Genomic DNA, 14,458 nt, shown 5'->3' with positions numbered 1-14,458 from the left:
AAGAAAAGCGTAATCAACGGAATGATGAGAATAAAATTTATAACTTTGCATAAAATTCGCTCTTTCGACGGTCCGACCACCCTCTATCTTGACGACAGCAAAAGCATCTATTCGCTGTCGGGAAAAAATGGATCCGGGAAATCATCAGTACTACGAGCGATCTGGTTAATTCAGAAGATGCACTTCTGTCATTTTCTCGATTCGCCACAGGATGCAGAAGATGCCGCCACAGAAGCGAAAAAAATTCTCACGGCAAAAGACTCCAGCGTCAGAATCGAGTTATCCATAACGAACGCACAGGGCAAGGACACTCCAGCCTCTATCACTATGCTTTTGGAGGACGGCGAGCCAGTCCTACGATATACAAACTCTCAGTCAATTCTTTCAATCTGGAACTCCGAATCGCCTTCAAACATATTCCTATTCATAGATGCAAGCAAAGAATTCTCCACAGAAACGCTTCGTCATGATGGAATAAGGATATCCAACAACTCGCAAAAGAATCTTGCAATTCAGGCAGTTATAAATCCAGATAAACTATTTCACGGCGTGTACAAACAGCTAGTCACGGACTATATCCATGAACGACTCGTACCAAGCAAGCCAAATCGCCTCGAATACTATCGAGTCGCAAAACACGTATTCACGAAGCTCATCCCCGAAGTCGAATTGAGCAACTTTAGTGGAAATCATACTGAAGGAGAGTTCGTACTCCTAGGCAAGGCAAACCGCAGTAGGCGGAGTGCACTGTATGACGTACGTGACTTCAGCTCAGGTGAAAAAACACTACTCAGCACCTTAGTAATACTATCAATATCGAGCACCGTGTCCGCCGTTCTAATCGACGAGCCTGAAAATCACTTACACGAAAGCCTCCTGCTAAATTTCATTGGAATGCTTCGCGATTACTGCCAGCCAAACGGCGCGGAAAAGTGGCTCAAAGACTATTACTCTCGACCTGCAGAAGACCCATCAACAAGCGATGAATCTATCGCAAAAAATCAGTTTAAAATAAATCAATTACTATACACAACCCATTCCAAAAGCCTTATCTACCACACGTTCTCGTTTGGACAGAATTTTCTCATTGAAGATGGCATAGCAAAGCCACTTAATGGAGGCTTAGAGTCTCAACTACGCCGCGTTGGCCTAAGCTCTGTTCACAAGAGTGTTATTTTCGTTGAGGGACAGGAAGACAACGAGGCCCTCCACCACGCATTCGGCGGAGAGAATTTCGTGGTACGCCCCCTAAATGGAAGTGCCGCAGTAGCAGACACCTATAAGAGAATAGCCGCGCTTGGAGACGAGCTTCAGGGAATTCATTTTGTATTTGTCGTTGACTCTGACAATAAACCGGATGAATATTTTAATGAACTGAGGTCCATAAACGAAAATCTATATGATCGCTATTTCATAAAATTAGATAAGCACGAGTTTGAAAACTACCTTCTTGACCCAGATATATTTCATACAATACTTAAGCAGTATCATGCGATTCACCCACTGAAGACCGGCTTGCCAACCCCTGCCGAAATTAAATCAAAAATGGCCGAGATTGGACGCTCCTCATTGCCGCAAGTATATAAGAAAGAGCTTTCTTTGGCATTCCAACACTTGGTGTCGACTGAATTCGCCAAATCCATATGGGGAAAGAAGACCTTCGATTGGTCAAACGAAGAAGCGATTTTTCGACAAATATCAGACGAGGCACTCTCGGATCAACGAATGAAGATACTTGCAAGCAGCCTAAACGAGACAGCAAGGACAGTCTTCTCCGACTACAGCACGGCCTCGGATGACGTAATACTGAATAGATGCGATGGCAAGCAAACATTCTCAAAAGTTTGCGGATACTACGGGAAAGTTGTAGGAGTAGAATCGGGAATACTAAGAGAAGTAGTTTATTCAAAAGCGTTCGAGTGCCAGATCTCCTCCATCGGGGAAATAGTCTCAAGAATTCGATCCGCGCTAAGCTAAATCGATTAGCACTTTCTTATTTCTCCGAAACCTCTGTCCATTTGGAAACAAACAAAAACCCCCGGCTCTCGCCGGGGGTTTTCGTTCAACACTCAACTACCGTGATCGAACTCAGGCATTGACCGAATCGGCCACATCCTTGTAGTCGGCGATCTGGTCGAAGTTCATGTAGCGGTAGATCGTGTCGCCATTGGCGTTGATCACGCCGATGTCCGCCATGTACTCCTCCTTGGTCGGGATGCGGCCCAGACGCGAGCAGATCGCGGCCAGCTCGGCCGAACCCAGGTACACGTTGGTGTTGCGGCCCAGGCGGTTCGGGAAGTTGCGGGTCGAGGTCGACATCGCGGTGGAGCCTTCGCGGATCTGCGCCTGGTTGCCCATGCACAGCGAGCAGCCCGGCATTTCCATGCGAGCACCAGCGCTGCCGAAGGTGCCGTACACGCCTTCCTTGGTCAGCTCGGAGGCATCCATCTTGGTCGGCGGGGCCACCCACAGACGGGTCGGGATGTCACGCTTGCCTTCCAGCAGCTTGGCAGCGGCGCGGAAGTGACCGATGTTGGTCATGCACGAACCGATGAACACTTCGTCGATCTTGGCACCGGCAACTTCGGACAGCGTCTTCACGTCGTCCGGGTCGTTCGGGCAGGCCACGATCGGCTCGTGGATGTCGGCCAGGTCGATCTCGATGACAGCGGCGTACTCGGCGTCGGCATCCGGCTCCAGCAGCTGCGGGTCAGCCAACCAGGCTTCCATCTTCTCGACGCGACGGGCCAGCGAACGGGCGTCTGCGTAGCCTTCGGCGATCATCCACTTCAGCAGCGTGATGTTGCTGTTGAGGTACTCGATGATCGGCTCCTTGTTCAGGCGCACCGAGCAACCAGCGGCCGAACGCTCGGCCGAGGCGTCGGACAGTTCGAACGCCTGCTCCACCTTCAGGTCCGGCAGACCTTCGATTTCCAGGATACGGCCAGAGAAGATGTTCTTCTTGCCGGCCTTGGCCACGGTCAGCAGACCGGACTTGATCGCGTACAGCGGGATCGCGTTGACCAGATCACGCAGGGTCACGCCCGGCTGCATCTTGCCCTTGAAGCGCACCAGCACCGACTCCGGCATGTCCAGCGGCATCACGCCGGTGGCCGCGGCGAAGGCGACCAGGCCCGAACCGGCCGGGAACGAGATGCCGACCGGGAAACGGGTGTGCGAGTCGCCACCGGTGCCTACGGTGTCCGGCAGCAGCATGCGGTTGAGCCAGCTGTGGATCACGCCATCGCCCGGGCGCAGCGAGACGCCGCCACGGGTGGAGATGAACTCCGGCAGGGTGTGGTGGGTCTTCACGTCCACCGGCTTCGGGTAGGCGGCGGTGTGGCAGAACGACTGCATCACCAGGTCGGCCGAGAAGCCCAGGCAGGCCAGGTCCTTCAGCTCGTCGCGGGTCATCGGGCCGGTGGTGTCCTGCGAGCCCACCGAGGTCATCTTCGGTTCGCAGTAGGTGCCCGGGCGCATGCCCTTGCCTTCCGGCAGGCCACAGGCGCGGCCCACCATCTTCTGGGCCAGCGAGTAACCCTTGCCGGTGTCGGCCGGCTGCACCGGCAGGCGGAACAGGTCGGTCACCGGCAGGCCCAGCGCCTCACGTGCCTTTGCGGTCAGGCCACGGCCGATGATCAGCGGAATGCGGCCACCGGCGCGCACTTCGTCGAACAGCACGTCACTCTTGACCTGGAATTCGGCGATCACTTCACCGTTCTTCAGCGCCTTGCCGTCGTACGGACGCAGCTCGACGACATCGCCGTGCTCCATCTTCGACACGTCCAGCTCGATCGGCAGCGCGCCGGCGTCTTCCATGGTGTTGTAGAAGATCGGGGCGATCTTCGAACCCAGGCAGACACCGCCGAAGCGCTTGTTCGGGATGAAGGGGATGTCTTCACCGGTGAACCACAGCACCGAGTTGGTGGCGGACTTGCGGCTGGAACCGGTACCGACCACGTCGCCGACGTAGGCAACCAGGTTGCCCTTTTCCTTCAGCGACAGGATTTCCTGGATCGGGCCACGCTTGCCGTCTTCTTCCGGCACGAACGGGGCATCCGGACGCTTGTTCTTCAGCATCGCCAGCGCGTGCATCGGGATGTCCGGGCGGGTGGTCGCATCCGGGGCCGGCGACAGGTCGTCGGTGTTGGTTTCGCCCGGCACCTTGAACACGGTGATGGTCAGGCTCTGCGGCACTTCCGGCTTGCTGGTGAACCACTCGGCATCGGCCCAGCTCTGCAGCACGCCCTGTGCGTTGGCGTTGCCGGCCTTGGCCTTTTCCTGCACGTCGTGGAAGGCATCAAACACCAGCAGCGTGTGCTTCAGGCCGTTGGCGGCGATGGCGCCGACTTCGGCGTCGTCCAGCAGCTGGATCAGCGGGGCGACGTTGTAACCGCCGAGCATGGTGCCCAGCAGTTCGGTGGCGCGCGCACGGCTGATCAGTGCGTTCTTTTCGGTGCCGAAGGCAATGGCGGCCAGGTACGAGGCCTTGACCTTGGCGGCGTCGTCCACACCCGCCGGCACGCGGTGGGTGATCAGGTCGAGCAGGAACTCGGCCTCACCGGCCGACGGGTTCTTCAGCAGCTCGATGACGTCGGCCGTCTGCTGTGCGGTCAGCGGCAGCGGCGGGATGCCAAGCGCGGCGCGCTCGGCTACGTGGTGGCGGTAGGCTTCCAACATGACAACTCCCGGGTGTTACGGTTTGAGTAATGGATGGGCTCAGGCTTGCGGCACGATCAGCTTCAGGCCCTTGAAGTAGTCGCGATAAAACGTGTCGTTCCAGGTGATCAGGCCGTCGCATTGCAGCAGCGCGTGGGCACCGACCATGAAATCGTCGATACGGCGGGTTTCGCCGCTGCGCTGGCGGTGACGGCGGTGCATCTCGCCGGCGCGCAATGCGGATTTGGCTTCCAGCGGATTGAAATGGACGCCCATTTCCTCCAGCGCCTCCTGCACTTCGGCACCGCCGCGCAGCGAGGCGCAGACCTCGGCCAGGGTCGTGCCGCAGATGACCACCCGGCCGCCGACCAGCGCCTGCCGCAGGCAGGCCTCTACCGCGTCGGCACGCGGGCCATCGCTGAGCAGTTCGATCAGGACCGGGGAGTCGACGGCGATCATGCCTGGTCGGCCTCGTCACGCACGGTGCGCACGGCCTGCTCGGCCGAGTCGAAGCCGTCCAGCGCGAACTTGCCGCGCGCACGGGAAATGGCGTCGTCCACGCTCTTGCGCAGGATGATCCGGCTGCCTTCCAGCTCGACCTTCAGCAACGTGCCCTTGGTCAGGCCCAGCGCGTCACGTACGGCCTTGGGCAGGGTGATCTGCCCGCGTTCAGCTACGGTGGCTTCCATGGGACCTCCAATGAAGTATGCACGAATTATACATACTTCCACCGGCATACCCCAACCCGCCGCTGACCCGCCAGGCCCCGCCCCGCCTGGCCTCCCCGGCAAAAGCACCGTTACACAACCGCAACACGCCGTTGTCTAAACTGGCCCGGACCGCCATGCGCCCAAGTATGCGTGCATCGTCCATACTCGGACCTGCATTCAGTGACAGGGCCCACGGCCCTGAAAGCCCGCGCGGCGCCGCACCGGCACCGTGGCAAGCCATCTGTAAAGAGGAGTCAGCTGTATGAGCGATACCTTCTCCACCCGCAGCCAACTGGAAGTTGGCGGCCAGCAGTACACCTACTGCAGCCTTCCCAAGCTCGGCCAGAAGTTCGACATCTCCCACCTTCCCTACTCGATGAAGATCCTGCTGGAGAACCTGCTCCGGCACGAGGACGGCGGCCAGACCGTCGGCCCGGAGCACATCGAGGCGGTGGCCCGGTGGAACCCCAAGGCCGAACCGGACACCGAGATCGCCTTCATGCCGGCCCGCGTGGTGCTGCAGGACTTCACCGGCGTGCCCTGCGTGGTCGACCTGGCCGCCATGCGCGACGCGGTGACCAAGCTCGGTGGCAAGGCCGAGCAGATCAACCCGCTGATCCCCTCCGAACTGGTCATCGACCACTCCGTGCAGGTGGATGTGTTCGGCCGCGCCGACGCGCTGGACCTCAACGGCAAGATCGAATTCGAGCGCAACCGCGAGCGTTACAGCTTCCTGCGCTGGGGCCAGAAGGCCTTCGAGAACTTCAAGGTGGTGCCGCCCAACACCGGCATCGTCCACCAGGTGAACCTGGAGAACCTCGCCCGCGTGGTGATGGAACGTGACGTCGACGGCACCCGCTGGGCGTTCCCGGACACCGTGTTCGGCACCGACTCGCACACCACCATGATCAACGGCATCGGCGTGCTGGGCTGGGGCGTGGGCGGCATCGAGGCCGAGGCCGCCATGCTCGGCCAGCCGTCCTCGATGCTGATCCCGCAGGTGGTCGGCTTAAAGCTCACCGGCAAGCTGCCCGAGGGCACCACCGCCACCGACCTGGTGCTGACCGTCACCCAGATGCTGCGCAAGCACGGCGTGGTCGGCAAGTTCGTCGAGTTCTACGGCGACGGCCTGCAGCACCTGCCGCTGGCCGACCGCGCCACCATCGCCAACATGGCCCCGGAGTACGGTGCCACCTGCGGCATCTTCCCGATCGACGCCGAGTCGCTGAACTACCTGCGCCTGTCCGGCCGCAGCGAGGCGCAGATCGCGCTGGTCGAAAGCTACGCCAAGGCCCAGGGCCTGTGGCACGAGCCCAGCAGCCCGCACGCGCAGTACAGCGCCACGCTGGAACTGGACATGGGTGACGTCAAGCCGTCGATGGCCGGCCCCAAGCGCCCGCAGGACCGCGTCCTGCTCGGCGATGTGCATGACAACTTCACCGAGGCGCTCAAGGGCCTGACCGTCAACCGCGACCAGCGCAACGGCGACGTCGCCGACTTCATCAATGAAGGAGGCGGCGCGGCGGTCGGCAACGAACAGCTGGCCAAGGGCCACGCTGACGTGGTCATCGACAACCAGTCCGTGCGCCTGAAGGACGGCGCGGTGGTCATCGCCGCCATCACCTCCTGCACCAACACCTCCAACCCGGCGGTGATGCTCGGTGCCGGCCTGCTCGCGCGCAACGCCGCGCGCCTGGGCCTGAAGGCCAAGCCGTGGGTCAAGACCTCGCTCGGGCCGGGCTCGCGCGTGGTCACCGACTACCTGGAAAAGGCCGGCGTATTGACCGACCTGGAGAAGCTCGGCTTCTACGTAGTCGGCTACGGCTGCACCACCTGCATCGGCAACTCCGGCCCGCTGCCGGTCGAAGTCAGCGCCGGCATCGCCGCCGGCAACCTGGTGGTGGCCTCTGTGCTGTCGGGCAACCGCAACTTCGAAGGTCGCGTGCATCCGGAAGTAAAGGCCAACTACCTGGCCTCGCCGCCGCTGGTGGTGGCCTACGCCATCGCCGGCACCGTGCGCATCGACCTGACCAAGGAGCCGATCGGCCAGGACAGCAGCGGCAAGGATGTGTACCTGCGTGACATCTGGCCGACCAACAAGGACATCGGCGACATGATCGCCGCCACCGTTGGCCCGGAGATGTTCAAGCAGAACTATGCCGACGTGTTCAAGGGCGACACCCGCTGGGCGCAGATCGCATCGCCGGAAGGCCAGGCCTACCAGTGGAACGGCGACTCCACCTACATCAAGAACCCGCCCTACTTCGACGGCATGACCATGCAGGTCGGCACCATCAGCGATGTGCACGGTGCGCGCGTGCTCGGCCTGTTCGGTGACTCGATCACCACCGACCACATCTCCCCGGCCGGCAACATCAAGAAGGACTCGCCGGCGGGCCGCTTCCTGCAGTCGCGTGGCGTGCTCCCGGCCGACTTCAACAGCTACGGCAGCCGCCGCGGCAATGATGACGTGATGGTGCGCGGCACCTTCGCCAACATCCGCATCAAGAACCTGATGTTCGGTGGCGAGGAAGGCGGCAACACCCTGTACTACGCCCCGGGCAGCACCAACGGCGAGAAGCTGGCCATCTACGACGCGGCCATGAAGTACAAAGCCGACGGCGTGCCGCTGGTGGTCCTGGCCGGCAAGGAATACGGCACCGGCTCCTCGCGCGACTGGGCGGCCAAGGGCACCAACCTGCTGGGCGTCAAGGCGGTGATCGCCGAGAGCTTCGAGCGCATCCACCGCTCCAACCTGGTCGGCATGGGCGTACTGCCGCTGCAGTTCATCGACAGCCAGAACGCACAGTCACTGGGCCTGGATGGCTCGGAGACCTTCGACGTCACCGGGCTGGACGACGGCAAGGCCAAGACCGCCACGGTCACCGCGACCAAGGCTGACGGCAGCAAGCAGTCGTTCCAGGCCAAGGTGTTGTTGCTGACCCCGAAGGAAGTGGAGTACTTCCGCAACGGCGGCCTGCTGCAGTACGTGCTGCGCCAGTTGGCGGCGAAGAAAGCGGCCTGACGGATGGATTGACTTGATGAAGCAAAGAACGCCCCTTTCGGGGCGTTCTTTTTTACCCCTCCCCAGCCCTCCCCTTCGCGATGCGAAAGGGAGGGGGCGGTTTCCGTTGACCTGTCAGACCGCGATCGAGCTGCACGGCGGCGACTAGAGTTCGAGATCGCAGCGAACCGGCATCTTCCCCCTCCCTTTCGCATCGCGAAGGGGAGGGCTGGGGAGGGGTGACGCTCCCGCTCCTGCTCTTGCTTCTACCCCCACTCCCCCACCCGCTTACCCGCGCTCACCACCCACCGGCCCCCAGCTGGCGCTATACACCCGCCACTGGCCGTCCTCATCCCGCCAGCCGGTCTGGATCTCCTGCATGTCGCCGCGCACGGGCAGCAAGCCGCCCGTACCCCCGACCAGCAGGGCACTGAAACGTACTGTCGCCGTCTTGTTGTCCGCTGCCATCTCGATGGCTATCGGACCGGTCTGCACCGACACCTTGCTGTTGAGCAGCAACTGCGCCTTGACCAGGCGCTCCAGCCCCGCCCGGTCCACGCCCTCGTTGCCCACGAACTCGGGCGAGACCGCCTCCATGAAGTCCGCGGCACTGCCCGACTCCACACCCTTCTGCATTGCAGCAATCGTGTCGCGCAGCCGCTGTTCCGGCGGCGCGCGCTTGCAACCGGCGACGGAAAGCACAATCACCGCAATAAGCATGCATTTCAGAACCGTTCGGATCATCTGAACCCTTCGCCTTTTCCATTCTGGACGGTATGCTGGCATCAGCGGCTGTGGCGCCCCGGTGCCCCGCTCCCATCACTAGATCACATCCATTTCCTGGAGGGGAAGATGAATCAGGAACGTCCCTGGCTGCAGAGCTACCCGGCCGGTGTCCCGGCTGAAATCGACGTCAACGAATTCCGTTCCGTTGCCGCGGTGTTCGATACGTCCGTAGCCAAGTTCCGTGATCGCCCCGCCTACTCCAACTTCGGCAAGGTCCTCACCTACGGTGAAACCGACGCACTGGTCACCCAGTTCGCCGCCTACCTGCTGGGCGAGCTGCAGCTGAAGAAGGGTGACCGCGTCGCGGTGATGATGCCCAACTGCCTGCAGTACCCGATCGCCATCTTCGGCATCCTGCGCGCCGGCCTGACCGTGGTGAACGTCAACCCGCTGTACACCGCCCGCGAGCTCAAGCACCAGCTGGTCGATGCCGGCGCCAGCGTGCTGCTGGTGGTCGACAACTTCGGCGACACCGTGCAGCAGGTCATCGCCGAGACCCCGGTCAAGCAGGTCATCACCACCGGCCTGGGCGACATGCTCGGCTTCCCGAAGGGCGGCATCGTCAACTTCGTGCTGAAGTACGTGAAGAAGATGGTCCCGGACTATGACCTGCCCAACGCGATCCGCTTCAAGGACGCGCTGAAGCTGGGCAAGCGCCACCCGATGCCGGTGGTGGACATCGACCATGACGACATCGCCTTCCTGCAGTACACCGGCGGCACCACCGGCGTGGCCAAGGGCGCGATGCTCACCCACCGCAACCTGATCGCCAACATGCAGCAGGCCTCGGCCTGGATCAGTGGCTCCGGCGTCAAGCAGGGCGAGGAAGTGATCATCACCGCGCTGCCGCTGTACCACATCTTCGCCTTGACCGCGAACGGGCTGGTCTTCATGAAGATCGGCGCGCTGAACTACCTGATCACCAACCCGCGCGACATGAAGGGCTTCGTCAAGGAGCTGAAGAACAACCGCTTCACCGCCATCACCGGCGTCAACACGCTGTTCAACGGCCTGCTCAACACAGAAGGCTTCGACCAGATCAACTTCTCCGAACTGAAGGTGGCGCTGGGCGGCGGCATGGCCGTGCAGCGCGCCGTGGCCGAGAAGTGGAAGAAGGTCACCGGCGTCACCCTGGTGGAAGCCTACGGCCTGACCGAAACCTCGCCGGCGGCCTGCATCAACCCGCTGGACCTGAAGGACTACAACGGCGCGATCGGCCTGCCGATCCCCTCCACCGATGCCTGCGTCAAGAACGACGAGGGCCAGGTGCTGCCGGTCGGTGAAGTCGGCGAGCTGTGCATCCGCGGCCCGCAGGTGATGAAGGGCTACTGGCATCGTCCGGACGAGACCGAGAAGGTGCTCGATGCCGACGGCTGGCTGCATACCGGCGACATGGCGCGCATGGACGAACAGGGTTTCTTCTACATCGTCGACCGCAAGAAGGACATGATCCTGGTGTCCGGCTTCAACGTGTACCCGAACGAAGTCGAGGACGTCATCGCGATGATGCCCGGCGTGCTGGAAGTGGCCGCGGTCGGCGCACCGAGCGAGAAGTCCGGCGAAGTGGTGAAGGTGGTCATCGTCAAGAAGGACCCCAAGCTCACCGAGGAGGACGTCAAGGAGTTCGCCCGCGCCAACCTCACCGGCTACAAGCACCCGCGCATCGTCGAGTTCCGCAAGGAGCTGCCCAAGTCCAACGTGGGCAAGATCCTGCGCCGCGAACTGCGCGACTCCAAGCCGGAAGCCTGATCCGCCCGGCCCCGGAATGACCCAAGCCCTCCCCTCACCGGGAGGGCTTTTTGTTTGGACACACGCGGGCCAGCAGGAGCGGCCTCGGCCGCGAAGCCGACGCACCTGCCCCGCCACGAAAACCGACTGCAATCACGGCAACCCGCTGCACCTGTGCATCACCTGCTTCGCGGCCGGAGCTGCTCCTACCGCCATGCCCACGAAAAAGCCCCGCTTGCGCGGGGCTCTCGACTCAATCCGGCGGGCCTCAGGCTTCCGGGCGCATGTACGGGAACAGCAGCACGTCACGGATCGACGCACGGCCGGTCAGCATCATCACCAGACGGTCGATGCCGATGCCCAGGCCGCCGGTCGGCGCCAGGCCGTACTCCAGCGCACGAATGTAATCGGAGTCGTAATGCATGGCCTCGTCGTCGCCGCCGTCCTTCGCTGCAACCTGGGCCTGGAAACGCGCCGCCTGGTCTTCCGGGTCATTCAACTCGGAGAAGCCGTTGGCGATCTCCTTGCCGTTGATGAACAGCTCGAAGCGATCGGTGTAGCCCGGTTCGTTGTCGCTGGCGCGGGCCAGCGGCGAAACTTCCACCGGATGGTCGGTGATGAAGGTCGGCTGCACCAGGGTGTGCTCGACGGTGGCTTCGAAGATCTCCAGCAGCAGCTTGCCCCAGCCGTAGGACGGCTTGACCTTGATCTTCAGGCGCTCGCAATGACGCAGCAGCGCTTCGCGATCGGTGCAGTCGGCGACGCTGATCTCCGGGTTGTGGTGGCGCACCGCCTCGTCCATGCGCCAGCGACGGAACGCCGGGCCCAGGTTGATACGTGCACCGTCCCATTCCACCTCGGTCGTACCCAGCACCTGCTGGGCGACGTCACGGATCACGCCTTCGGTCAGGTCCATCACTTCGTTGTACGTGGCATAAGCCTCGTACAACTCCATCATGGTGAATTCCGGGTTGTGGCGGGTGCTGACGCCTTCGTTGCGGAAATTGCGGTTGATCTCGTAGACGCGTTCCAGGCCACCGACCACCAGACGCTTTAGGTACAGCTCCGGTGCCACGCGCAGGTACAGGTCCAGGTCCAGCGCGTTGTGGTGGGTGGTGAACGGCTTGGCCGTCGCGCCGCCGGGGATGTAATGCATCATCGGCGTCTCGACTTCCAGGAAGTCACGGTTGTCCAGCCAGGCGCGCATCGCGCGGATGATGCGCGAGCGCTTGATGAACACTTCGCGCGACTCCGGGGTCACGATCAGGTCGACGTAGCGCTGGCGATAACGCTGCTCCACGTCTGCCAGGCCGTGCCACTTGTCCGGCAACGGGCGCAGCGACTTGGTCAGCAGGCGGATCGACTCGGCCTTGATCGACAGCTCGCCGGTCTTGGTGCGGGTCAGCCCGCCTTCGACGGCGATGATGTCGCCCACGTCCCAGCCCTTGAAGGCGGTGTAGGCATCGCCCAACGTGGCACCCTGCAGGAACAGCTGGATCCGGCCGCTCTCGTCCTGGATCTGGGCGAAGCTGGCCTTGCCCATGATGCGCTTGGCCATCAGGCGGCCGGCCATCTTCACGCGGCGGCCATTGCCTTCCAGCGTTTCGGCGGTCCATTGCTCGGCGTCGGCGTACTCGGCCTGCAGCTTGCCGGCGAAGTCTTCACGACGGAAGTCGTTCGGATAGGCGATCCCCTGCCCGCGCAGCGCTTTGAGTTTCTCGCGACGCTCGGCAATCAACTTGTTTTCGTCGACGGGTGGGGTTTCGGTGGCTTCGCTCATGGATCTGCAGGTGGATAGTGGGGGGATACGGCCGGCAACACCGGTCGTACAGCATACCAAAACCACCCTCCCCCGGCCGGGCCGGTCGGCCCGGCCCCTGCCCCGCCCACGTCAATGGACGGCCGGCGGGAAGGCCTGACGGAGCTCGTCCACCAGCACCCGCGCGTTCTCCGAGTAGTCCACCGGCACCGTTACCAGATGGACGCCGCCAGCGTTGAAGGCCGCTTCCAGGGTCGGGATGAACTGCCCGATCTCGCGCACCTCGTGCCCGGTGGCGCCATAGGCCTCGGCGTACTTGACGAAGTCCGGGTTGGTGAAGGTCATGCCGTAGTCGGCGAAGCCGTCCACCGCCTGCTTCCAGCGGATCATCCCGTAGGCGTTGTCATTGAAGATCAGCACCACCAGGTTCAGGCCCAACCGGCGGGCGGTTTCCAGCTCCTGGCTGTTCATCATGAAGCCGCCATCGCCGCAGACCGCCAGCACCCGCCGCTGCGGATACAGGATGGCCGCGGTGATCGCCGAGGGCAGGCCGGCGCCCATGGTCGCCAGCGCGTTGTCCAGCAACAGGGTGTTGGCCACCTGGGTGCGGTAGTTGCGGGCGAACCAGATCTTGTACATGCCGTTGTCCAGCGCCACGATGCCGTCCGGCGGCATCACCTGGCGCACGTCGTGCACCAGCCGCTGCGGGGTGAAGCGGTCTTCCTCGGCGCGGTCGGTGATATGCGACAGGATCTGCTCGCGCAGCGGCAGCAGCGCGTCGGCGTTGGCCACCTTGCCTTCGATGCGGTCGGCCAGCAGGGTCAGCGATCGGCCGATGTCGCCGATCACCTCCACCTGCGGGAAGTACACCTGCTCCACCTCCGCCGGCAGGTAGCCGACGTGGATGACGGTCGGGCCACCCGGGCGCATCACGAACGGCGGTTTCTCGGTGACTTCATGGCCGATGGTGACGATCACGTCGGCCTGGTCGATGGCCATGTGCACGTAGTCGCGCTCGGTCAGCGCGGCGGTGCCCATGTACAGCCCCGAGCCGCCGGTCACCGAGCCCTTGCCCATCTGGGTGGTGAAGAACGGGGTGCCCGCGCGCAGCACGAACGCCGACAGCGCCTCGCTGGAGCGCGGCCGTGACGCGCCGGCCCCCATCATCAGCAACGGCCGCTTGGCGGCGCGGATGATCCCGGCGGCCCGATCCAGCGCTTCCGGGCTGGCGATGGGAAGTTCCTGTGGATGCGGCGGGATCAGCGCGTCCTCGTCCCCTTCCATCGCCGCGATGTCTTCCGGCAGCTCCAGCAGCACCGGACCGGGCCGGTCCTGCTGCGCGGTGCGGAATGCTTCGCGGACGATGGTCGGGATGGTACGCGTCGAGACGATCTGCCGCGCCGACTTGGTCAGCGGCTTCATCGTGCTGACGATGTCCACGATCTGGAAGCGCGCCTGCTTGCTGGCCACGATGCCCTTCTGCCCGGTGATCATGATCACCGGCCACGCGCCCAGCAATGCGTAGGCCGCACCGGTGGTGAAGTTCAGCGCCCCCGGGCCCAGCGTGGCCAGGCACACGCCCGGTTTGCCGGTCAGGCGGCCGTAGGTGGCGGCCATGAACACCGCCGCCTGTTCGTGGCGGGTGATGACCAGTTCGATGCGCGAGTGCCGCAGCGACTCGACCACATCGAGGTTCTCCTCGCCGGGAATGCCAAAAATACGCTCGACGCCTTCGTTCTCGAGTGCGGCGACGAGCAGATCAGAACCCTTGGACATGGAATGACGCCCTTCTTGCTGGACTGGTTGTATGGC

9 protein-coding genes are annotated in these 14,458 nt (G+C 62.5%); 3 read left to right on the top strand and 6 right to left on the bottom strand.

Annotated features, from left to right (window positions below):
* Positions 1 to 24 precede the first annotated feature (24 nt).
* On the top strand, positions 25 to 1,977 hold the full coding sequence (locus ATCM_RS04980) for an AAA family ATPase (protein ID WP_165931124.1): 1,953 nt from the start codon (positions 25 to 27) through the stop codon (positions 1,975 to 1,977).
* A 111-nt stretch (positions 1,978 to 2,088) separates the two neighbouring features.
* Here the strand turns inward: ATCM_RS04980 and acnB are convergent, their stop codons facing one another.
* Genes acnB through ATCM_RS04965 form a run of 3 tightly spaced genes read right to left on the bottom strand, consistent with a single transcriptional unit; the run spans position 2,089 to position 5,348 of the window.
* A complete protein-coding gene (acnB, locus tag ATCM_RS04975) occupies positions 2,089 to 4,680 on the bottom strand; it encodes a bifunctional aconitate hydratase 2/2-methylisocitrate dehydratase (RefSeq protein ID WP_132863141.1) in 2,592 nt (863 codons plus the stop codon).
* A gap of 39 nt (positions 4,681 to 4,719) precedes the next feature.
* The gene (locus ATCM_RS04970; RefSeq protein ID WP_132863140.1) at positions 4,720 to 5,118 is read right to left on the bottom strand and encodes a type II toxin-antitoxin system VapC family toxin; all 399 of its coding nucleotides are present in this window, start codon (positions 5,116 to 5,118) and stop codon (positions 4,720 to 4,722) included.
* A complete protein-coding gene (locus ATCM_RS04965) occupies positions 5,115 to 5,348 on the bottom strand; it encodes an AbrB/MazE/SpoVT family DNA-binding domain-containing protein (protein ID WP_132863139.1) in 234 nt (77 codons plus the stop codon). Before ATCM_RS04965 ends, ATCM_RS04970 begins: the two co-directional genes overlap by 4 nt.
* A 283-nt stretch (positions 5,349 to 5,631) precedes the next feature.
* Between ATCM_RS04965 and acnA the strand changes: the two genes are divergently transcribed.
* The gene (acnA, locus tag ATCM_RS04960; RefSeq protein ID WP_132863138.1) at positions 5,632 to 8,394 is read left to right on the top strand and encodes an aconitate hydratase AcnA; all 2,763 of its coding nucleotides are present in this window, start codon (positions 5,632 to 5,634) and stop codon (positions 8,392 to 8,394) included.
* 267 nt (positions 8,395 to 8,661) lie between these two features.
* Here acnA and ATCM_RS04955 read toward each other — a convergent pair whose 3' ends face one another.
* Positions 8,662 to 9,009, bottom strand: coding sequence for a hypothetical protein (locus ATCM_RS04955; RefSeq protein ID WP_132863137.1), 348 nt, complete (start codon positions 9,007 to 9,009; stop codon positions 8,662 to 8,664).
* A gap of 216 nt (positions 9,010 to 9,225) precedes the next feature.
* Between ATCM_RS04955 and ATCM_RS04950 the strand changes: the two genes are divergently transcribed.
* Positions 9,226 to 10,908, top strand: a complete 1,683-nt coding sequence (locus ATCM_RS04950) for a long-chain fatty acid--CoA ligase (RefSeq protein WP_132863136.1) — start codon at positions 9,226 to 9,228, stop codon at positions 10,906 to 10,908.
* A gap of 247 nt (positions 10,909 to 11,155) precedes the next feature.
* Here the strand turns inward: ATCM_RS04950 and lysS are convergent, their stop codons facing one another.
* Positions 11,156 to 12,667 carry a lysine--tRNA ligase gene (gene lysS, locus ATCM_RS04945; protein WP_132863135.1) on the bottom strand — a complete coding sequence of 504 codons (1,512 nt, stop codon included), beginning with the start codon at positions 12,665 to 12,667 and terminating at the stop codon, positions 11,156 to 11,158.
* 111 nt (positions 12,668 to 12,778) lie between these two features.
* Positions 12,779 to 14,422, bottom strand: coding sequence for an acetolactate synthase large subunit (locus tag ATCM_RS04940; protein ID WP_132863134.1), 1,644 nt, complete (start codon positions 14,420 to 14,422; stop codon positions 12,779 to 12,781).
* Positions 14,423 to 14,458 lie beyond the last annotated feature (36 nt).

Origin of the sequence: Stenotrophomonas sp. ATCM1_4 (assembly GCF_004348115.1) — a bacterium.
Taxonomy (GTDB): domain Bacteria; phylum Pseudomonadota; class Gammaproteobacteria; order Xanthomonadales; family Xanthomonadaceae; genus Stenotrophomonas; species Stenotrophomonas capsici.
Note: the sequence above shows the minus strand (reverse complement) of the source record. Positions and strands in the feature narration are given on the sequence as shown.